Source organism: Photobacterium sp. Ph5 (genome assembly GCF_022129445.1).
Taxonomy (GTDB): domain Bacteria; phylum Pseudomonadota; class Gammaproteobacteria; order Enterobacterales; family Vibrionaceae; genus Photobacterium.
Genome location: NZ_JADQAQ010000016.1, coordinates 43,895 through 67,103, shown reverse-complemented (window position 1 = coordinate 67,103; position 23,209 = coordinate 43,895). Strand labels below are relative to the sequence as shown.

The window sequence follows — 23,209 nt, the reverse complement described above, 5'->3', positions numbered from 1 at the left end:
AACACAACGAATAAAGCTAGTGTATGGGAGCAATAACAGTGACTCAAATAATTTTAGAGTAATGATACCGATAAAGGCATAAATAGAACGGAAGAGATGATTTTAGCAGATGACAGATATAAAAATGCCGACATAACGTCGGCATTTTTCAAACATTTAACGCAAAAAAGAATTAAGCTTTTTCAACGTTAGCAGCTTGAGGGCCTTTTTGACCTTGTTCGATATCAAAAGCAACCTTTTGACCTTCAGCAAGAGTCTTGAAACCTTCGCCTGTGATAGCACGGAAGTGAACGAATACGTCAGCGCCGCCGTTGTCTTGAGTGATGAAACCGAAACCTTTTTCTTCGTTAAACCACTTAACGATACCAGTTGATTTAGACATGAGAGTCTCCAATATTTTTTAAATAATTCGCAAAAATGCGTATGTAGCCAGAAAATAATTATTTACGTTATAGCTTATGAGTGGAAAGCTTCATGACACTGGTATAGCGTTACAGCGAAGATTTTCTAAAACATAATGTTACATATAAATAGGTCTGACTTACAGGCCGAGGACTATAGTAATGATATTTAGGAAATTGTATAGCTTTATTTTTAAAATAATTTGTTTTTTAATGCAAATAACAACAAAAACAATAAATATCATAAGGTTAAAAGCAAATAAACCAATTAATATTCTATTAATATTTCATGGAAATCGCGATTTTACTGTTACTTTAAGACGATTTCAAAAAGTAAATAGCGCCCTATCGCTGCTATTAATCATATGTAGGGCGCATACTTTATTTACCTAAAACCGCAGAGGTTTATTTTTGTAAGCGATCTAGCGTAACAACTTCATAATTTAGCGGTACAAGGTTAGGACGACTTTGCTCGATATAGTCAATCACTGCTTGAGCATCTGTATTACAACGCATATTCGCAGCTTTACAGTTTGGGGCTGATCCTTGGTAATTCACTTTGTATTTATCCCCTACTTTTTCAATATTCTTAACCTTAAAGCCTGTTAATTTGCCATCAACATACGCTAAATCGACACGCCCAGAATGATCTTTTTGCGCTTGATAAACCGGTGTCCAACCATCATTACCCGTAGCGTTATAATTATTTACTGCAACATTGTAAGTTTTATTATCTTGAATTGGTGTCCAAACTGGGTTCTTTTCTGTACCAGTCATCACCTCAACATTATTCAGCTTTCCTGCTTTATTTGCGGTAGTTTCGGTAAAGCTATAACGAATATGACCGCCATATGGGAATTTACCAGCATGAGAGCCTTCAGGCAGCGTTGCAGAAACCGTTTGTTGTAATAACTGTTTAATCACAGCACCTTTAAGTGGCACCACAGACATAAAGTTTGAGAACGGTAAAAGCTCTAATGACACATTACCTTCACGGTATTCACCGGCCTCAATATTGGTACGAATGCCTCCCGCTCCAATCAAGGCAAAATCCACTTTCATACCCGTTACTTTTTGAACTTGAGGCTCATTCGCCCAGTAATATTGCCCTTCAGCAATAATAGGCGCTACATCAGAGCCATGTTTATCCGTTCCACGATCACCAGGGCGGCGTTCATGTTTAATTTCTACCGGCACTTGAGCGATGGTTTTGCCGTACGCTTTATCTACTGCTGGCTTGTATTTAGTATCAATACGTTGGCGTAATAAAACATCTTCATCTGTGATCGTGATTTTTTCATGATTATCGATGAATTTCTCAACGATTGCAGTTTGTACAGGGGTAAACATATCGCTTTTTTTACGATCGGCATGATGGTAGAACTCATCGTTACTCAGTAAGGTATTGTGACCTGCACACTTCACCACATCACCGTTCGCATCAAAGCTTACATTTACTCGACCAATCGCTTGAGCATACTCACCCGCCTGAACGACACAGGTTTCAGTCGTACCATTTGGATTCTTCACCATTTGGGCATAAATACCATTATTATTTAAACCTAAATCAGTAAAGTCACCTAATAAAGTATGTGAATGACCGCCAACAATAAGATCAATACCGTTAACTTTTGACGCAACATCAAGATCTACCGCATTACCGATATGCGTAAGTGCAATAATATTATCTATCCCCTTACTCTGTAGCATATCAACCGTGTCTTGGGCTGTTTTCACCATATTATTGAATTTCACATCACCTGTATTAGGTGCAATATTTGGCATGTTATCTAATGCAATACCAAATACCGCAACAAGATTTTTATCTTTAGGTAAATGATTAATATCTTTAACAATTGTCTTCTTATTGCCATCAAAAGCAAAAATTTGGTAAGGACGTAAGTTCGTTTGATCTTTCAAATCAGCATCTTGGCTAGCATCTACGTTAGCCGCAAGCACAGGGAAATTAACACTACTAATAAAAGCATTTAATTTTTTATTATTTAAATCAAATTCATGGTTACCTAGGGCCATCGCATCTAAGCCCATTTTACTTAGCATGTCAGCATTCATTGCCCCATGGTTTAGCTTAAAGTAAGCACTACCTTGCCATGCATCGCCACCATGTAAGAACAATAAGCTTTGATTGTCTTTTTTTGCTTCAGCTTTATATTCTTTCGCCATTGTTTGCAGACGTGGATAGCCACCAAACTCGTTATAAACTTTGGTATCGTCAGCTTTAAAACTAGATTTCACAGGGTCAAAATTAGAGTGGGTATCATTAATATGCGCGACCGTTAGTGTGAAAGGTTGGTGTTGGACAATAGGTGTTGTTGCACACCCAGAAAGAGCTAAAGTGATAGAAAGTGCAATAAGAGGCTTGCTAAACATACGAGTTCCTTACTTTATTGTAATCGTTTGCGTCAGCAGCATACTCCACATTTAACACCTTTTCAGTAACAGATATCAAAATAATATTCTTTCAAACTGCCTTTTTATTTTGAATATATAAAAATGGCTTCTATGCTCATCTTTCTAGTTGAAAGTACATAAGAAGCCATCTAAATAACAGAGTTGAAGTTATTGCAACTGTTGACCTTTGTATTCACCAGTCAACGTTTTAAGGTAAGCGGTGATTTTTTCAATATCACTTTGACTTAATTTCACACCAACTTGATACAACGCCATATCATTAACAGACTGCTCTAACGTTGTAGCACTCGCATCATGGAAATAAGGTGCAGTTAATGCCACATTACGTAATGTAGGCACTTTAAAGCGATGCATATCGTTATCATCTTTCGTTACATTAAAACGACCATTGTCTACTTCAGTTACATGACCACGGTCGCCAAAGTAATCATCTTTCAGCCCCATCACTTCAAACGATAAACCACCCATTGCCTGACCAGTATGACAAGTTTGACATTTATTCGCTTTAAACAATGCGTAACCTTCTTGCTCTTGTTGCGTTAATGCAGTTTTGTCGCCTTTCAAGAATTTATCAAAACGGCTATTTGGCGTAACGAGTGTTTTTTCAAACTCAGCAATCGCATTAGTAATACTATATTCACTGATCCCTTGCTTAGGATAGAGCGCAGTAAACTGTGCTTTTAATGACGAGTCTTTATCAAGTTTATCGATAATATGCTGCCAAGAGCCCGCCCCCATCTCTATAGGGTTCATTGGTGGACCACCAGCTTGTTCTTGCAGATCTTTAGCACGACCATCCCAGAACTGATGAATATTAAATACAGAGTTAAACACCGTTGGCGCATTAATTGGACCTTTTGCACCATTAATTCCCGTTGAGGTTTTTAAATGATCAACACCACCACCAGTTAAGCTATGGCACGTTGAACAAGCAACGGTATTATTACCCGATAAACGCTTATCATGGTAAAGCTCTTCACCTAATTTAACTTTTCCTTCATCCACTTTAAAGGTGGTTGAAATAGGCTGTACTGCATCATATTTATATTCTGCAACAACCTGTGGATCCGCATAATATTTAACACGCTCTTCTTTTACCCACTTTAATAACACATCCGTTTCTTGTGGTGATAAATCTGATCGCCAGTGCATGAGTAAATATTGTTTCGGTGGCATTGCACCATCATCTAATACCGATTCTAATTTCGCTAATTCAACTTGAGAGATCGGTTTATTTTGCTGAACCTGATCCATTAATGCTGTGATATTAAATTGACGAAGTGCCTTTTTAACATCATGTGCCATTAACTGTTTTGCCACGGGTAAGTTCGCGTAAAACGGCATTTCGCTATTAGTTGTGTGGCAATACTGACAGCCTTTTTGGTTAAAAATCTTAAAAGCTTGCTGAGAAAGAGGATCGACTTTAACCAAATTAGCTTGTGAAAGGTATTGTTGATGGAGCTTTTTATCTCCTTGATCAACGGCGTATACCGTTGCTAAATAACCTACAACACCCGCTCCTATTGCCAATGCAACATACGATGATTTTTTCATGAGTATACCTAAAAGAACTATTTCAAGAGAAAATAATCGCTTCTAATATGGATATCCATCTGGAAAAATCGGACATAACAATAGATAAATCCGATAAAACAACATATTAACAATAAAAATGTATTAACTTATTTAATATCAGAGCATTAGACTTTAATGTTAATAAAATGGTTTTTTCTGAGAAATTTCAGTGCTCTATTTTATTGTCCTAGATCAATTTTAAAAATTGATAAAATTAACTCTCTTTTTTATTTTTTTATCTAAATATTAAAATCACATCATCAACTATAAATATAATCATAAAAAATAAGATGTTAATGATTATAAAAAAGGCAATGTAATCACTTACATTGCCTTCTAATTTACCCACAGCTCACTATTTAATTATTTCTAGATCACTTCTAGGCACACAGCAACACGCTAGCACTTTCCCTTCAGCACGCTCTTGCGATGAAAGTGCTGGAACTTCTGGTTGTTCTACCTCTCCAGATTTCACTGTGACCTTACAAGCCCCACAAAAACCAGCGCGGCAGCTATAATCCATATTAATACCAGCCGTTTCTGCTTGCTCTAATAATGTTGCTTGGTTATTCCCTTGGAAAAGCTGTCCATCAATTGATAATTCGACCGTCTTTTTTTCTTCAAGTGCATGACGTACAGGACCAAACGCTTCTTGGTGATAACGAGAAGCTGCCATTCCCATATTGAGCAATAACTTTTTCGCAGACGACATAAACGCATCAGGGCCACAAACAAATACCTGACGTTTATCTAAATCACTCATCATGGCTAAATGACCAATGCTTAGTCGTCCAGATTCACCTTGCCAGTCGCGTTTTGGTTGCGTTAATACGATACGTAAATCAAGTGAAGGATGTTTCTCTTCTATTGCGCGTAATTCCTCTAAATAAGGAATATCAGCTTCAGTACGGCATTGATGATAAAACACCACATCACGCACTAAATCATGATCGGATAAATAACGTAGCATCGACATCATTGGTGTTACACCACTACCACCCGAGAGTAATAATAATTTATCAGTATGAACCCCTAGGTGAAAATCACCGCTCGGCGATTCAGACACCAATGTATCACCGACTTGAAAATGCTCATGTAACCAATTAGAGATGCGACCGTCATTAACTCGTTTTACTGATATTGCATAACGCCCCGGTCGTGATGGGCTAGAAGATAATGTATAGCGACGAGAAATATATTCGCCATTCACTTCTAGTTGAATAGGCAGGTGTTGCCCCGGTAAATAAGTCGGTAATGCTTGGTTTTCTTGATGAGACTCTAGCCAAAATGTAGTGAAATCTTGTGCTATATCTTCACGCTCTACACACGTAAGCTGTAATTTTTGCTCACTGTTATCTGCATATATTTCTTTCGGTTTCGTTTCTAATATTTCAATAGTGTCACCAACAGAAATAATACCTTCATTACGCGCCACAAGATTTTGTCCAAAATAGACATTACCCGTTTCATCGGCGCGGAATTTTGCCATCGTAACCAACGGCTCTTTACTTTCGCTAAACATTGCTGATTTCGGATCGACCGTGGTTAAAATACATCGAGAACAAGGTTTGACCGCTTCAAACTCAACCTCACCAATCCGAATGCGTTTCCAACCATCTTCCGCGAACGCTTCCGTATTACTCACCACTAAGTTGGTTCTAAACTGATCCATGGTGTGGTGTTCACTACTACGCTCATTAAGCGCTTGAAGCGAGGCTTCACTGATCACTAATAACGGATAACCATCAGCAAAACTCACATTTTGACTAATTTTAGGACGAAGACGGTTTGATTGCTCTCCCGTAAACAACAACTGAACGGGTTGTCCTAACACATCACTAAACCATGAATTAGCTTGCTCAGTCGTAGTATAGGCGATGAATGTATCTCCCCACACTCTTGATGACGCTTCCGCCATATCAAATTGAGCATACTTCAACACTAAACAGGCTTTATCTTCATAGCTAAGTACGATGCCATCGGCAATTAGCGCCGCTTTCACTTTTACCATCTTGGGAGATTTACGTGCCGTGATCATATCGCCTGATAGGGTAGCAACCATGAAACGACGATCGAAACTGATCCCTTGTTTTTCGACCCAAACTTTAGATTGGCTGATACCTGCTATTGATTTTACGGGAAAGATATTTAATTGGGATAATTGTGGTGTTACTGAAGTTGTGCTCACTACTCTCTCCATGACAATATGTGTTGGCAGCAATAGTGTAACACCGTATTAACAGAGCTAAAAAAGAAATCTATCGACCCTTTTTTATCTATTTACGCATTAAAAATGAATATTTACATTACCGGATTCTATCTCTTTTCTCTCTACCTATTTTGTTTCTTTGTGCTAAATTTCGCTTATCAATCATCTTCTTTTATACCGTCTGATTAAGGTTTACTATGCCGCTACTTCATTCTTTTTGGCGTTACATCAAACACTACTTTCCCAATACGGGGCTGCGCCATATTCATACTTCATTGGCCGCTTTAGTGATCTTACAGATCTTAAATAGTAATTTAATGCATATGACCCATACAGGTGAAGTCGAAGGCGGTGTTTTCTCTACCCTCTTCTTATGGGTGCACATTATTCTTGGCATACTGACCGTTATCGTCACACTGGCAATGATTAGCTATATGTTAGTTAAACAATCCTTCCGCCAATTCTTCCCTTATCTTTTTGGTGACAACGCTGTTCTATTCGATGACTTAAAACAACTTCGCCACGGTAAATTGCCCGAGCCAAGAGAAAAAGGCTTAGGAAATATTATTCAAGGTTTAGGTATTGGTGCTTTGGTCTTAATTGAAACAGCAGCACTGGTATGGCTGGCGCTGTGGTTAAGCCACTCACCTTATGCCAACGATGTGAGAGAGATCCATAAATCTCTGACAGGTTTAATTGAAGCATACTTGATTGGTCATGGTGGTATGGCACTGCTTCACTTCTTTATTGAACGTAAGAAGTTCGCTTAATTTAAAACACGCTTTATAAGCAAAAAACATAGCCTAGTAATGTTTGCATCCCATGATTGAGCAAACATTACTAGGCTATGATATTTATCATCGAAAACAAATGTCATATTAGTAAATAGCTCAAACTAATGAGCTATTTCATATCAGGTAGTTTTTAAAATATATCAACAATATAATTACGTCAGTGATATCACTAACGCCTTACCAACGCCGTGAGCACTAGTAGGGTTTTGGCCAGTAATCACTCGTTTATCAACGATAACCTGTTCTTGCCAAGGCTGTACTTTACTAAAGCGCGCTGCCTTTCTTGAAAGCGCCTCTTCCAACAAGAATGGAATATGAGTAATAGTACCGAAATCTATTTCTTCTTCACGTGTAAAGCCCGTTACCGATATAGATGCAAGTAGGCTGTCACCATTACTTAATGCAATAGGAAGCAGTGCCGCAGGGCCATGACATACCGCCGCTATAACGCCACCATTTTCGTAATGTTTTGCAGCTAATTGAGCAAAGTCAGTATTGGTGGAAAGATCAGATAGCAGACCAAAGCCACCTGGATAAAATACCGCATCGTATTCATCAATATTCACTTGCGAGACGGGAATCGTATTATTGATTCGGTTCTGAAAATTATCATCCGCCAACACAATGCGGTTTACCTCATCACCTTCGATATCCGTACCATAAAGTGGCGCTTTACCACCTTTAATCGATGCGATTTCATAGTCAAAACCAGCGGAAGTCAGCTCATGAATAACGTGGGTTATCTCTGGTGAGTAAGTGCCATTCGCTTGGTCAGTATCGCCCAGAGTTGCATGATTCGTTACAGGGATCAGGATCCTTTTCATTGTCTTTTCCTTGAATTATTGAGTGCGTAAACATGTTAATTCAAATCAATATGGCTGATAATACAGAAAATGGGCAAATCATTGTTGTTAAATAGCAAAGATAAAAGTCTATGAATAGTTTCGATGGGATCATTGAATTCGTTGCAGTCGCTGAAAGCCATGGCTTTTCCTCTGCGGCTAAACAGCTCGGTTGCAGCACAAGCCACGTTAGCCGACAAGTCTCAAGGTTAGAAGAGAGATTAGGTGTCGCCTTATTAGCTCGCTCAACCCGACAGGTCAATTTAACCGATGCTGGACAACTGTATTATCAACAATGCAGAGGGCTGGTAAATGGATTACAACAAGCCAGCGAAAGCTTAAACACATAGCATTATATTATTGCGAATGCGTATTGATACCCTTTAGAACGTGACAAAATAATAACGGTAAACTAATTGTATTTAATTACTTTATACGAAATCCTCGATAAATATTAGCGGTAAAGCACTTACAGCTAAAAGTAAAAAAATGTGACTTTAGAGCCATTTCCCAATATCACTACAAAAGAAACCAGTTTATTGGATAGTATGATAAATGACGAGAAATGAATTGTGAGTGGTTATTAAGATAAGTTTTATTAGGGAAAAATCAACGTAGGATAATAGCCAGTAGTATTGGCTGAAACACACAATGGGCAGAAATAAGTTAAGACGCTAAAAATTAAGCCTGTCATGACTCATATTATGCGTGTGAAAAGACTTTCGTTTAGTTAAATATAACAACGCCATTTTGTTACAAACCAAAAGCAATAAATAAACGATGAAAGTTTTATACAGCAAAAATAAAAAAAGCAGAGCACATAGGCTCTGCTTTTATATTATCTGTCGAATACGCGGTTATTTTACTTTAACTGCCCAGCCACATTGCTGTGGGTAGATACGACGAATAACTGTCTTATTTCGCTTTTTCAATAGGATGTGACAGGTTTCAATTAATAAACCAAATGCCATCGCAAAATACACATATCCTTTATTCAAATGAATCGCAAAACCTTCAGCCATTAACATACCGCCTAACATTACTAAGAATAGTAGTGCTAATGTTTTTAAGCCCGGATAGCGCAATACATAATCGTTGATCTTCTCGGCACACAGTACCATCACAACTGCTGACGCTAAAATTGCAGCAACCATCAGTGGAACTTCACTTGTCATACCAACCGCTGTGATTACTGAGTCCATAGAGAACACCGCATCAACCGCAACGATTTGCAGCAAGACTAAAGCAATACCTGCTCGCACTTTGCTGGCTTCTTGGTGATGAGCACCAGAGAAACACATCCACAATTCTTTTAAGCTTTTCGCTAATAAGAATGCACCACCACCAATCATGATCAAATCACGACCAGAGAACGGAGAGTCAGCAATAGAGAATAACGGTTGAGTTAATGACATTACCCAACTGATTGAGAACACAAGACCAATACGCGCAGCAACAGCTAGTGCAATACCTAGGTTACGGGCTAATTTTCGTTGATGTTCTGGTAATCGCTCACATAGTACTGAAATAAACACAATATTATCGACACCTAATACCACTTCTAAGGCAAATAAGGTCGCAAATATCATCATTGCTTCAGGTTGAAGGAAAAGATCTAGCATTGAATAGACTCCTTAACAAAGGAGTTTAGGAAAAGAGAACAACTCGTGGGGTCGTCCATATGTATTTTATACCTCTTAAAATTAAAGTAGCGCTATTCAACCATAACCGTTGCCAATAACAATTAAGATTATGTAACAAGATGTAAGCAACACCTACCACACAATTCATCCATGCTTGCTATTGATTAGAATGAAAAAATACACTGCAAGAATAATATTGAAACCTCTCTCTCAAAATGTAAACTTATAGTTTTACTTTTAGTCAAACAAAGAAAGATAATGAAACACAAATCCTTTTTATTGATTGCATTCATAAGCATTTTTTCAACATCTGTTCAGGCCAAAGATCTAGTCGACACGCTAAATTCAGTGGATAATGGCTTACAAAAGCTGCAAAACAGCATTCAACAGTCGAAACGTCAGATCCGAGAAAGAAAAGAGAAACGAGAGCGCCTCGAAAATGCATGGAACAACATGAAAGATGATGACTATGTAGAAAATCGTTGGAATAACTATGTCGATCAACAAGCACGTGAACGCAAACAACGTGCAGAACAACGCAAACGCAAATTTGTCGATAATTTAACGTCTGATCTTAATAAAGCTATCCGTGATGCCACCAATACCCATTAATCACGGAAATCTGTGGTAAGGATAACCATGAAAAAAGCATTGCTCATTATTACAACCTGTTTACTTGCCGCAGGGTGTTCATCAAACCAAGTTGAATGTCTCTATAACTGCAAGCCCACTTATCCCAACCATAACGGGAATATCAATGGTGGAAATATAAACACAGGTAATGTGAATAATGAGCAAGCCATGCAGGCATTATTGGCTTATCTTGGTGTGCAAGTGAAAAAGCAATGGGGCGATGACGAATTCCTTCAGGCAGGCAAACACCGTTATGTGAAATACTTTGATGGTTATCGTACGCGCGCGCACATTGATTTTGATAACGGTAAAATTTACGTTTCAACTGTTGCTCAATACGCACCAGAAGTCACACTGAAAAAAGCGATTGAAGAAACCTTGCTAATGCCAGCCGATCCATCCCAAGTGGATTTATTCAGTGACAAATCGATTCCATTAAACGGTAAGCCTTTCTTACTTGGGCAAGTTAAAGATCAAGATAACCAAGATATTCAATGGCCTTGGCGTGCTGGGCGCTTTGCGGATTATCTAATTGAAAATAAGCTGAAAATGAAACCATTAAAACGTGGAAATGCTTATTTTGTTGAAATAGATATGGTTAGCGATCACCTTGAACAACGCGAATACCAATATGCTGACATTATAAAACGCGCATCAAAACAATACGGTATTTCTGAAGAACTTATCTATGCGATTGTAAAAACAGAAAGTAGTTTTAACCCGTTTGCTGTTAGTCATGCAGGCGCTTACGGTTTGATGCAAGTGATCCCGAAAACAGCGGGGGCTGATGTATTTAAGCTGGTGAAGAACAAACCGGGGATACCAACCAAAGACTACCTGTTTGATCCAGCAAACAATATCGATACGGGTACGGCTTATTTTTATATTCTTAAAAATCGTTATTTAAAAGAAGTGCGGAATCCTACAACTAAACATTACAGTATGATTTCAGCCTACAATGGCGGTACTGGCGGATTATTATCAACATTTGATACAGATAGAAAACGCGCTATGGATAAGCTGAATCAATTACAACCGGATCAAGCTTATTGGGCATTAACCAATAAACATCCAAAGCTTGAAGCGCGACGATACTTAGAAAAAGTACTGAACTTCCAAAAAGAATTTCAGTCACTATGATCTATATATACCCAAGTCACTTGGGTATAAAACAAAGCCCTATCATCGACCATCGAGATAGGGCTTTGTGTTTTGTATCATTAGGCTTGGATCGCTTGGCGAGTAAATCCGTTATTTTTCGCTAATAAGTCTGCGGCGGTTTGAGCATCAACACCAGCTAAAATCATGACAATCGCGGTTTTACAATGACCATCACAGGCAGTTAATGCGTGTTCAGCTTCATCACGGCTACATTCAGTTGCTTGCATCACAATGTTTTTCTGGCGTTCAACCAATTTGGCGTTGGTCGCTTCAACATCCACCATTAAATTGCCATACACTTTACCAACACGGATCATCGCCCCTGTTGTCAGCATATTTAGCACTAACTTTTGCGCAGTACCTGCTTTCATACGCGATGAACCCGTTACAACTTCAGCCCCAACCACTGGCGTGATAGCTACATCTGCCAGTGCAGCCATTGGGCTTTGTGGATTACAACTAATGGACGCGACCATCGCATTTTGTGATTTGGCATATTCCATCGCACCTATCACATAAGGGGTACGTCCGCTGGCTGCAATACCAACTAAAACATCTTTTGAATTAAAGTTAAGATCAATCAAATCTTGTGCGCCCATTTCACGATTGTCTTCTGCGTTTTCTACCGCTTTTAAAATCGCTTTATGTCCACCAGCAATTAAACCAACTACCTGCTCTGGCTTACTACCATAAGTTGGCGGACACTCACTGGCATCTAAAATACCTAATCGACCGGATGTACCTGCGCCAACGTAAATTAAACGTCCACCTTGTTGAAAAGCCGCTGCAATCGCATCAACGACAACCGCGATTTCAGGTAATACTTGTTCAACCGCTAACGCGACTTTTTTATCTTCATTGTTGATCACTTTCAGCATATCAACCGTGGATAACATATCGATATTTTGGCTTGCTGTATTGCGACTTTCAGTGACGAGTTGGGTAAGATCAATCTTCAAGGTTTTCATCCTAGTTTTATTCATTCTTTATTAATCATAATCAACAAGCGTATCAGGCTCTAGCTTCTTGCTCGCGATTAACATAACGCTATAAATATCACGGTAACTCGGTGTTTTTCAGGCTATTATCAAGACAAATGCTCGAACAGTTATGACTATGACCGCACTTGATAAAATTGCTAACCTACAATCACAATTCTCTCCTAATGGTCAAAAGATTGCGACCTTGGTTTTAGCACAACCTGAATTAGTGGTTTCGCTGTCATCACAAGAGCTTGCGAAAGCTGCCAATGTTAGTCAATCGAGTATTGTAAAATTTACTCAGCGTATTGGTTTTAAGGGGTTCCCTGCCTTTAAAATGGCGATCAGTGAAGAATTAGCAAGGCACAATACCATCGGCGGCAATGTGCTGAATCAATTATCGACTCAACCAGAACCCAATAACACGCTTGCGAGTAGCTTAAGTAAAATAGCACAGCAAAAAGCCAATGCTATTATTGATACAACCAAAGCTATCGATACTCAATTACTGACCGATATTGCAGCGAGATTAAGCCAAGCCCAACGGATTCAACTCGTCGGGCTAGGAGCAAATGCCATCATCACCCGTGATTTTAATGATAAATTGCTAGCCTTAGGTTTGCCTGTTATTCACAGTAAAGATCATGCGCTGCAAAGTACCATCGCCAACACACTAACAGAGCAAGACGTGCTTTTTGTGATCAGCAATAACAGTGAACAACCCATTTTACAACTTACAGCCCATGCCGCTAAGCTTCGTGGCGCTGGTATTATTGTAATAAGCACACCCGAAGATTTACTGCTTAACTCTCTTGCTGATATGAAGCTCAATGTAATTTGTGAACCACCACTGCATAGCATTGCGAATCAGCATTTCAATTTACACCTTGCAGCACAACAAACCCTGACCGACATCATTTGCATAGCCTTACAACAATAACTAAAACCACTGAATTTACTTTTTGTTACCTTTAAAGGCGCAATAAAGGGAACCCTGTTTTTGATATACTGTCTGACTATATTATTTTGGCAGTATATCTTCGCCAGCAATCTGCAGTACCGATTAAAAATCGATTTTTCGCACGATGCCAGCATGCTGCACGCCTTCATTAGAGAAAATCTGACCAATCATGACGCAATCACGCATTCCAGCTGAGACGGCTTCATCCCCTGAAAAAAAGGATAATGCGGCTCAGCCTTCGATACAAAAGCCTAAAAAAAACAAACTAAAAAAAGTGGCGAAGTGGACTTCTATTGCCATACTAACCCCTATCATTGCCGCAACGGGTGTACTCGCTTATGGGGTTAAGATCGATTTAGCTAACCACCGACATGATATCAACCAATGGTTAAGTTCTACTTTAGATCGTGAAACAACCATTGGTGGTGATATGTCACTGACCCTATCATTTAGCCCTGAAATTGAGTTAAGCGATGTCACCGTTGCTAATACTGAAGCAATGAAATGGGAACCGATGCTGAAATCAGGCTACATCGGTGCAAAAATCTCTGTTTTACCTCTTCTATCTCATACCCTAAAGATCGACTATCTGGATCTCAAAGACATCTCATTACACCTGTCAAAAGATAATCAAGGGAAAGCAAACTGGGAGTTTGCCGAGCAAGCGAGTGAAAAACCGAAAGAGATCACTCAATCAACGCCGTTTAAATTGGCACTGAGCAACAATATTCGAGCGGAAAAAGTATCGGTTGATTATTTAGATCAACATACCGGACAGTATGCCAACGTATATTTAGATCAATTAGCGTTAACCAAACCTGATAAATGGCTATTACAAGCGAAAGGTAATGCCATGGGGAACGACTATGATGTTTCACTGGCGGGTGATTTAGAATCACTGATTAATGAGCAGCAAGGAAAGTTAGATGCTACAGGCAGCTTTGCTGGGGCGAAACTCAATATTGATGCAGACATTCATCCATTCCACAGTAATACGCCGTCAAAAGCCAACGTAAAACTTGATTGGGTTGATACCGCGCAACTTGAATCCCTGCTTGATATTGATTTGCGCCATGCCGCACCAATGTCACTAACAACCCAAATTACTGCGTCTAGCAAAGGCATTTCACTGGCTGATATCGCGCTAACAAGCCCTATCACGTCTGCTAAAGGTTTTCTTGATATTTCATTGGCTCAAAACGCCAAAGATCTTAATCATATTAACGGTAAGCTAAATATTCCGTTAATCGATCTGCGCCCATGGTTACAACCCCAGCCTCCGGTTATGTACGGTGTTGGTTATGCAGCGGCAGCACCTCAACAATCGCCCCTACAAAAAGCACTGGATCAATGGCTTGTTAAAACAGAAACCCATCTTGATCTATCCGTCGATGAGATCAAAGGCTTAGGTACTCCTGTTAATAATATCTCGCTTAAAGTGGAAGGCGATAAAGGTAAACTTCACGCCCCAATGACTGCCAATATTGCTGATGTGCCATTTCGTGGCACGGCTGATATTGATGCCACCCAATGGACATCAACCGTTGATGTGAAATTAGGCGCTCAAGACTCGCAATTAGGTGAAATGGCAGGTTGGATTTCAGGGATCCCAGATGCAAAAGGGCATCTTGATAAGGCTCAGCTACAGCTGACGACCCAAGGCACAAAGCTTCAAGAGTGGATTGATAATAGCCAGCTCTCGCTCGATATCGATAAAGCGCATATTGACTGGGGAGCCAAAGCGTCTTTTGCCATTGATAAAGCATTATTAACCTCTGGTATGGAGCAGCCATTTAGCTCTGATATCCAAGGTCAGATCATGGATATTCCCGTTAAGATCACAGCGAAAGCAGGCACACTATCCGATATTATTAACCACCGTAATTGGATGCCATCACTGCACTTTTCCAGCCCTGTTGTTGACATAAAAGCACAAGGCGAATTTGTAAAAACCAATTGGCAAAAAGGCAGTTGGTTAAACCTAACCGTACACAGTAAAGATGCAGGCAAACTAAGTCCATGGCTGGGTACACGTGCATCTATGCATGGCAAAATCGATTTCAAAGGAAAGCTAACCAATACCGGTGATTGGCTAACATTAAATATCCCCACGATGGCGTTAATGCAAAGCCAAGGTAAGGTCGATTTTAAATGGAAGCAAAATACTAAAACGTCATTTTTAACCCTTAATGCGCAATTTGATACCCTAAATTTCAATCAGCTAGGACAATTTGTTGATCGCGAAAAAGTGCCAACCGTAGAGCAAACAGTACCAACTCAAGGTGTGAACCTTGATATGCCGTTACTTAGTAATAAAGTCGTGATTGCCGATGCTGATGTAAAACTTGGCATCAAAAAAATGCTTTGGGCAAATCAACAAATTGATGACACCCAATTTAGTGGTCTGTTACGTGACGGTAAATTAAAACCCGCCCCTTTTAGTGCTCGCTATGCGGGAAGTTTTTACCAAGGTGATATTTCACTGGATATCAATAATAACGCTATCCAATCTCAACTCCATCTAGGGGTAGATAAGCCGAATATTGGTCAAATCTTAAAACAGTTCAATGTGACCAATGATCTTGGTATGACACTCGATAGCGCTAAATTATCTTTGTCGTTATCAGGTCGTACTGTGCTTGAGTTAATGGAACAGGCTAAAGTCGAAGCACAACTAAACGGCGGTAAACTGCGTGTTGCAGATACTTACACAGGCAAAGCCTTTGATGTCGCACTTCGTCAGGGTAAGTTTATTACAGGTCCCGATACCGCAACTCACTTGATTATCTCTGGCCAAGCTGCAAATAAGCCCGTTAACATTGAGATTGATTCTGTATCACTGAAACAAGCCAATGATGGGGGTAAATCGGTACCTGTTACCTTAACGGCTAATGTCGGTGATATTGCACTCAATGCCGAATCTAATGTATCGCTACCCATTAATCCACAAAAGTTGAATTTAACCTTTAAGGCAACAACGCCTAACTTAGATCGCTTTAATGCGTTTACCGGTCTTGAGCTACCACCGTATGGTCCAGTGACGGTTGCTGCATCCCTTTCAACCGATAAAGTCGGCTACCATTTGCGTAATATGCTGGTTCAAGTAGGGAGCAGTAAATTACAAGGTAAAGGTGATTTCTTACCACCAATGAAAGGCCAAGATCGCCCAACCGTATCATTAGATCTTCGCGCGCCGTTCATTCAAATTAACGATTTTAAAGTTAAAAATTGGCAAGCATGGCTACCTAAAGACAGCAAAGAAAAAACAACGCCAGCAAAAACAGTCGATAAACCTGTACCTGTTCTTAGCCCTGAAGGTTTAAATAAGCTGAATGCTAATTTCAAACTCAATGTCGGTGAAGTACGCTCAGGTAAAGACTGGTTAGGCGCAGGAAAACTAGACTGGACATTACATAACGGTTTACTGAGTTTAAACCCGCTGCACATCAAATTACCGGGCGGAAATATTGATATTAAAGGTTCGGTTAAAGCACAAAAAGAGCTGTTTGATATCCATCTTAATGGATTAGTGAAGAACTTTGACTACGGTATTATTGCTCGTCGAATCGATCCAAAAACCGATATGAACGGTAAGATCAGCTTTGAATTTAATCTTAATAGTCTAGCAAATACACCAGATAGCCTAATGAATAATGCTAACGGTTTTATCGGTTTTGCTGCTTGGCCTAAAGCTTTCCAAGCAAACTTAATTGATTTATGGGCAGTAAGTTTAGCTGATGCTGTATTACCAAAGTTTGTTACTAAAGATCATTCCGTATTAAATTGCGTAGCCGGTGGCTTTAATGTCAAAAATGGCAACATGACGCAACGTGATTTATTGCTTGATACTTCCCGTATTCAAGTACATGGTGCTTTTAATGCAAGTTATAAAAATCGTGACTTTAATCTGTATTTATCACCAAAATCGAAAAAAGCTCAGATTTTCAGCTTACAAACACCGGTTGATGTTCATGGTACCTTTGATAAATTCAACTTTAATGTACCACTGTCCGCTATTTTAAAAACATCAGTGCGCTTTACTACTAGCCCTGTCGTCGCACCATTGCAGTGGCTATTTGAAAAGCCCATCGCAGCGAATGGCTCGGCTGAATGTGAACGCATTTGGCAACAAAAATAAGTATTCGTTGTTACAATAAAAAAGACCCAGTATCCATACTGGGTCTTTTTCTTTACTCACTACAAAACATTGCTATCTATCACTTAAATACTTGCTTTTATAAGTTGAGGCTTTAGCAAATACAAAAAGAGGAAACAGGATCAATACAAACCCTAGCGAGTATTCAATCTTACTATTTTCGAGTAATTGATAAGTGCATAAAATGAAAACAGATAGAACAAATAAGATATTAAACTTATGTATCAATGGATGCTTTTTAGATAAGTAAGCATAAGCACGGATCATGAAAAACTCGATAATATTTATAATTAGTAAGATGATTAGATTATAATAAATTGCTTTTTTAAAAATAAGTGCTAAGTAGATTTTATTCCTACTAACAACCCAAACTATGATTTCCATTCAACACCTACGCCACCAATCAATCACTATCGGTGCAATATCGTTATTTTTTTGACGTTTTTCTATCGTTACCCTCTACTAAACATACATATTTTATACACCTTACAGTTGATTTATTGTCCTAGATTAAGTCTTCAAAGCATTTCTTTTGTTGTAATAAAAACAACAAATACTAACAACATATAGATATTCTATTTATGCAATCAAATATCGACGCCGCACTGCTGAATATTGCTCTTAACCTTAGTAACCGACTGGCCAGTGATCATCATTACCAATCTTTAATTGATGGTGTAGAACAAGTCTTTCCTTGTGATGCTTGCGCTCTATTTGTTCTTGATCAACAAGGTTTTCTCACCCCTGTCGCCGTTAAAGGGTTATCGTCTGCCGTATTAGGGCGACGTTTTTTACCCAGCTCTCACCCTCGCTTAGCTAAAATTATGGCAAGTAAAACACCTGTACGCTTTGACGCTGACTCCCCCCTCCCCGATCCGTTTGATGGCTTATTAATTAATGTTGGTACAGAAATAAATGTTCACGACTGCTTAGGCTGTAGTTTGTATGTTGATGAACAATTAGTAGGGGTTTTGAGCTTAGATTCTTTGGCAGTGGGTGCGTTTGATGATATCGATAATCTTGCGATAGAAACATTTGCCGCTCTTGCTGCTGCAACTGTCCGTAATATTGCCCAATTCAATGCGCTGAAATTACAGAATAAGAAACAAAAGTCACTCAATGAAACCTTGATCCAACAAGCACGATCTCAACACAATGAGATGATTGGATTTAGCCCTGAGATGGATGCGCTAAAAACCAATATATCAACGGTTGCCCAATCCAATTATGCTGTATTGATCAGTGGTGAAACAGGCACGGGTAAAGAGCTTGTCGCACACGCGATTCATGCTCAGTCCCATCGTGCAGATAAAGCTATGATCTATGTAAATTGTGCCGCACTACCAGAAAACCTCGCAGAGAGTGAGTTATTTGGACATGTCAAAGGCGCATTTACAGGCGCGAATAGCCATCGAGCTGGCAAATTTGAACTTGCTGATGGTGGTACGCTTTTTTTAGATGAAATAGGTGAATTACCACTTTCGCTACAAGCAAAATTACTTCGCGTATTACAGCAAGGTGATGTACAACGTGTCGGGAGTGATCGTCATCATCATGTTGATGTTCGTATTATTGCCGCTACTAATCGTCATTTAGAGCAAGAAATAGAAAACGGTAATTTTAGAGCGGATTTGTACCATCGTCTTAATGTATTCCCAATATTTGTCCCACCACTGCGCCAGCGACTGAGCGACATTCCTGTGCTTGCAGGCTATTTATTAGAAAAAGTACGCCAACAATTTAATGTACCCAATCTCCATATTCACCCTAAAACACTTGCTCTACTTGAGAAACAATTATGGCCGGGTAATATTCGAGAATTAGAACACAGCTTAACGCGTGCGGCATTACGAGCAATTCAACATGGTGAGCAAACAATCACAGAGCACTATTTTGATAACACCGCCACAATCGATGATGTAAAAAACACATCATCACTTTTCCCACAACAATCACAACCGATGCGTGAATTAGTTGAAAATTATCAAAAGCATCTGATCAGCTATAGTTATGACAAAATGGATAAAAACTGGTCAAAAACCGCACAATTCTTGCAAATGGATCGAGGCAATCTTTACCGGATGGGTAAAAAATTTAATATTCATTAATCAAACCTAATGTTATCTGATGTAATAACAACAACAGTGATCGATGTTTTTATTACATCAACAACGTGAAACTATAAAATTTTCCATTTAAATTCAGTAACTTAAACATGGCACAGTTAGTGCTATCAGTATTAGTAATACGACAATCTTGTCATTTATAACTATATAAACTAATGCTGGAGACTTTCCATGTTCTGTATTCAATGTGAACAAACGATTCAAACCCCACAGGTAAAAGGCTGCGCATTTGCCGCTGGTATGTGTGGTAAAACAGCAGAAGTTTCAGATCTACAAGATGTACTTGTTTATACCCTACAGGGGGTATCTTATTGGGCAGAGTTGGCTAAACGTTTTGACATTATTAATGATGAAATTAATCAATGGGCACCACGTGCATTTTTCGCCACACTAACGAATGTTAACTTTGATCCTGCCCGTGTCATTGAACTTGCAGAGCAAGCGCAAAGTTATAAGGCTCAATTAAAAGATCTTGTTATCACAGCTTCAACATTACAAGCAGAAGCTTTACCTGTATTACCCGCTGTTGCTCAATTTGAATTACCACTATCAGCGGCTGAAATTCTGGCTATTGCTCCGCAAGTTGCCGTTAACCGTGGTCACGATACCCTACATGAAGATGTGATTGGCCTTCGTTTATTGTGCTTGTATGGCTTAAAAGGTGCAGCGGCATATTTAGAGCATGCACGTGTTTTAGGGCAAACCAATGATGATGTTTACGCAGAATACCATCAAATCATGGCGTGGTTAGGTACTGATCCTACCGATCTTAATCAATTATTAGATTGTTCAATGCGTATTGGCTTGATGAATTACGCCATCATGGAAATGCTCGATACAGGCGAAACAATAACCTTTGGTCACCCTGAGCCCACACAAGTAAACGTAAAACCTGTACAAGGTAAATGTATTTTAGTTTCTGGTCATGATTTACATGATTTAGAAAAAATCCTTCAGCAAACAGAAGGTAAAGGTATTAACGTTTATACAAACGGTGAAATGCTACCAGCTCATAGTTACCCAGAACTAAAAAAATATCCGCATTTAGTCGGTAACTTCGGTAGTGCTTGGCAAAATCAGCAAAAAGAGTTTGCGAACTTCCCTGGTGCTATTGTGATGACGTCAAACTGCTTACTTAACCCTAATGTCGGTCAATATGCTGATCGTTTATTTACCCGTAGTATTGTTGGTTGGCCTGGCGTTGAGCATATTGACGGTGATGATTTTAGCCAAGTGATTGATTGTGCACTCGCATTAGAAGGCTTCAAACATAATGAAATCGAACACATGATCACAATTGGTTTTGGCCGCAATGCGCTTATGAGTGCAGCGCCTGCTGTGATTGATGAAGTAAAAAAAGGTAATATTAGTCACTTTTTCCTTGTTGGTGGTTGTGACGGCGATAAGTCGGAACGCAGTTACTATACCGATTTTACTACTCAAGCGCCTGAAGACTCGGTAATTCTAACGCTTGCATGTGGCAAATACCGCTTCAATAAAAACCAATTTGGTGACATTAATGGTATTCCTCGCCTGCTTGATGTTGGCCAATGCAATGATGCTTATTCTGCTATTCAACTTGCTTTGGCATTGGCTAAAGAGTTTGACTGTGGCATCAATGAGCTACCACTCACGCTGGTATTGTCTTGGTTTGAACAAAAAGCCATTGTGATCTTACTAACGTTATTTGCACTAGGTGTTAAAGGAATTTATACCGGCCCAACCGCCCCTGCCTTTTTGACCGATAACCTACTTGCAATTATCCAAGATAAATTTGATATGCGCCCAATCACAACCGTTGAAAACGATCTAAAAACGATCCTTAACGCATAACATTTTTATCTCCCCTCATTGATACATATCTAAATGAGGGGAGTTTTTTATCTTATAAGAGCTTATATATGTTAGCTAACTGGACAAACACCCATCCCATATCATTAATTTGTATTGATAAATGGCAGGAAACAGACGATACCGTCAGCATAAAATTAGCCACTAAAAATACGACAATAACCTTTGATTTTAAACCTGGGCAATTTGTTAATCTTGGTGTAATGATAAATGGTAAAAAAGAATTCAGAGCCTATTCTATCAGCTCCATACCTCATGTTTCCTTCCTACAACTAACGATTAAGCGTGTTGATGGTGGTACTGTATCGAACTTTATTATTGATCACCTTGCCATTGGTGATGCGCTTGATATTTTAACGCCTACGGGGGATTTTAACTGTATTGACCACCCACCAAAAAATAAAAAAGCTTTATTGATCAGTGCTGGATGCGGTATCACACCTGTCTACTCAATGGCTAAAACATGGTTAACTCACGATAGTAAGTTTGACGTTACTTTTATCCATGCAGCTAAATCACCACAGCAAACCATCTTTTTTAATCAACTTGAGCAGTTTGCCGATAAGTATCCGCTTTTTTCATTACAGTTATTATTAAAAGACAAGCAAGAAACCAACTACGCACAAGGTCGACTAAACAAAGAATGGCTATTAAATCTTGCTCCTGATTTATTAGAACGTAGCGTATATTTATGCGGTCCTAATCAATTTATGGAAGATGTAAAAAGCTATTTAATTGAACTTGGCTTTGACATGACCCAATTTCATTCTGAAAGCTTTACGCCAAATCAAAATAATGAAACAGCAACAACGCAAGATAACGATATTCAGCAAGACGTAACACTCAGTGTTCCGAGTTTTAACAAAGCTATCGTCGTGCCAAAAGGGAGTAATATTGCTGCAACGTTAGAAGCACAAGGGTTACCTTTGATTGTGGCTTGTCGAAGTGGGATTTGTGGTTCTTGTAAATGTAAAACAACGCCAAATAGTACTATATCAACAAGTACTGAGACACTAACAACAGAAGAAATCGAACAAGGCTATATTCTTGCTTGCTCTTCTACAATTATTGCGAATGCTGAAGTTAGTTTTACATAAGAACATGCCTGTGGAAATAAAACCACAGGCATATATTTAAATGAGATGAATAACTTTAATCTTTATTAAAATTATCGTTTTGTTATTTTATAACTTTAATATATAGAGTAATGATATAAATAAATTTAACCTTATTTGTTTATTTATAATCAATGCAACAACTAAATAGTCAGTATAATAGCTATGCAGTAATTGCAACCATCATCCCTTCGCATTAAATCCATACACATTTACACATACTTTTATAAAATCTTTCACAAAATTGTTCGTTTTTCAATCAATTTACCGTTATTTATTTGTATAACAGATTTTTTACCCGTATTTTATTGAGCAGAACAATCTTCATG

Annotated in this window: 15 protein-coding genes and 1 pseudogene; 9 read left to right on the top strand and 7 right to left on the bottom strand. The window is 38.9% G+C overall.

All coding sequences use genetic code 11. The features are described from left to right. Positions 1–172 precede the first annotated feature (172 nt). From I3259_RS08505 to I3259_RS08490, 4 genes are all read right to left on the bottom strand, one after another. On the bottom strand, positions 173–382 hold the full coding sequence (locus I3259_RS08505; protein WP_006644751.1) for a cold-shock protein: 210 nt from the start codon (positions 380–382) through the stop codon (positions 173–175). Between the two features lie 424 nt (positions 383–806). Beyond that, on the bottom strand, positions 807–2,792 hold the full coding sequence (locus I3259_RS08500) for a bifunctional metallophosphatase/5'-nucleotidase (protein ID WP_238029225.1): 1,986 nt from the start codon (positions 2,790–2,792) through the stop codon (positions 807–809). 189 nt (positions 2,793–2,981) lie between these two features. After that, the gene (locus I3259_RS08495) at positions 2,982–4,388 is read right to left on the bottom strand and encodes a cytochrome-c peroxidase (protein ID WP_238029224.1); all 1,407 of its coding nucleotides are present in this window, start codon (positions 4,386–4,388) and stop codon (positions 2,982–2,984) included. Positions 4,389–4,764: 376 nt separating this feature from the next. Continuing rightward, positions 4,765–6,609, bottom strand: coding sequence for a hybrid-cluster NAD(P)-dependent oxidoreductase (locus I3259_RS08490; RefSeq protein WP_238029233.1), 1,845 nt, complete (start codon positions 6,607–6,609; stop codon positions 4,765–4,767). 206 nt (positions 6,610–6,815) lie between these two features. Between I3259_RS08490 and I3259_RS08485 the strand changes: the two genes are divergently transcribed. After that, the gene (locus I3259_RS08485; protein WP_238029223.1) at positions 6,816–7,388 is read left to right on the top strand and encodes a cytochrome b/b6 domain-containing protein; all 573 of its coding nucleotides are present in this window, start codon (positions 6,816–6,818) and stop codon (positions 7,386–7,388) included. A 176-nt stretch (positions 7,389–7,564) separates the two neighbouring features. Here the strand turns inward: I3259_RS08485 and I3259_RS08480 are convergent, their stop codons facing one another. Then, entirely contained in the window at positions 7,565–8,236 is a 672-nt protein-coding gene (locus I3259_RS08480) for a type 1 glutamine amidotransferase domain-containing protein (RefSeq protein WP_238029222.1), read from the bottom strand. Between the two features lie 110 nt (positions 8,237–8,346). On the opposite strand from I3259_RS08480, the pseudogene I3259_RS08475 reads away from it, so the two are divergent. Next, a pseudogene (locus I3259_RS08475) lies at positions 8,347–8,589 on the top strand (LysR family transcriptional regulator); the annotation flags it as partial. Positions 8,590–9,111: 522 nt separating this feature from the next. On the opposite strand, the gene I3259_RS08470 reads toward I3259_RS08475, so the two are convergent. Further along, positions 9,112–9,876, bottom strand: coding sequence for a TerC family protein (locus I3259_RS08470; RefSeq protein WP_105061512.1), 765 nt, complete (start codon positions 9,874–9,876; stop codon positions 9,112–9,114). 279 nt (positions 9,877–10,155) lie between these two features. Here I3259_RS08470 and I3259_RS08465 point away from each other — a divergent pair, with 279 nt between their 5' ends. Then, positions 10,156–10,509: a hypothetical protein gene (locus I3259_RS08465; protein ID WP_238029221.1), complete on the top strand. Its 354-nt coding sequence runs from the start codon at positions 10,156–10,158 to the stop codon at positions 10,507–10,509. A gap of 27 nt (positions 10,510–10,536) precedes the next feature. Continuing rightward, the gene (gene mltC, locus I3259_RS08460; RefSeq protein WP_238029220.1) at positions 10,537–11,670 is read left to right on the top strand and encodes a membrane-bound lytic murein transglycosylase MltC; all 1,134 of its coding nucleotides are present in this window, start codon (positions 10,537–10,539) and stop codon (positions 11,668–11,670) included. 80 nt (positions 11,671–11,750) lie between these two features. Here the strand turns inward: mltC and murQ are convergent, their stop codons facing one another. Further along, complete coding sequence (gene murQ, locus I3259_RS08455; protein ID WP_238029219.1) at positions 11,751–12,650, bottom strand: N-acetylmuramic acid 6-phosphate etherase; 900 nt, start codon at positions 12,648–12,650, stop codon at positions 11,751–11,753. Between the two features lie 151 nt (positions 12,651–12,801). On the opposite strand from murQ, the gene I3259_RS08450 reads away from it, so the two are divergent. From I3259_RS08450 to I3259_RS08430, 5 genes are all read left to right on the top strand, one after another. Beyond that, on the top strand, positions 12,802–13,611 hold the full coding sequence (locus I3259_RS08450) for a MurR/RpiR family transcriptional regulator (RefSeq protein ID WP_238029218.1): 810 nt from the start codon (positions 12,802–12,804) through the stop codon (positions 13,609–13,611). Positions 13,612–13,801: 190 nt separating this feature from the next. After that, positions 13,802–17,770: an AsmA family protein gene (locus I3259_RS08445; RefSeq protein WP_238029217.1), complete on the top strand. Its 3,969-nt coding sequence runs from the start codon at positions 13,802–13,804 to the stop codon at positions 17,768–17,770. Positions 17,771–18,369: 599 nt separating this feature from the next. Next, positions 18,370–19,896, top strand: coding sequence for a nitric oxide reductase transcriptional regulator NorR (norR, locus tag I3259_RS08440; protein ID WP_238029216.1), 1,527 nt, complete (start codon positions 18,370–18,372; stop codon positions 19,894–19,896). A gap of 189 nt (positions 19,897–20,085) precedes the next feature. Next, the gene (gene hcp / locus I3259_RS08435) at positions 20,086–21,747 is read left to right on the top strand and encodes a hydroxylamine reductase (protein WP_238029215.1); all 1,662 of its coding nucleotides are present in this window, start codon (positions 20,086–20,088) and stop codon (positions 21,745–21,747) included. 68 nt (positions 21,748–21,815) lie between these two features. Then, positions 21,816–22,862, top strand: coding sequence for a hybrid-cluster NAD(P)-dependent oxidoreductase (locus I3259_RS08430; RefSeq protein WP_238029214.1), 1,047 nt, complete (start codon positions 21,816–21,818; stop codon positions 22,860–22,862). Positions 22,863–23,209 lie beyond the last annotated feature (347 nt).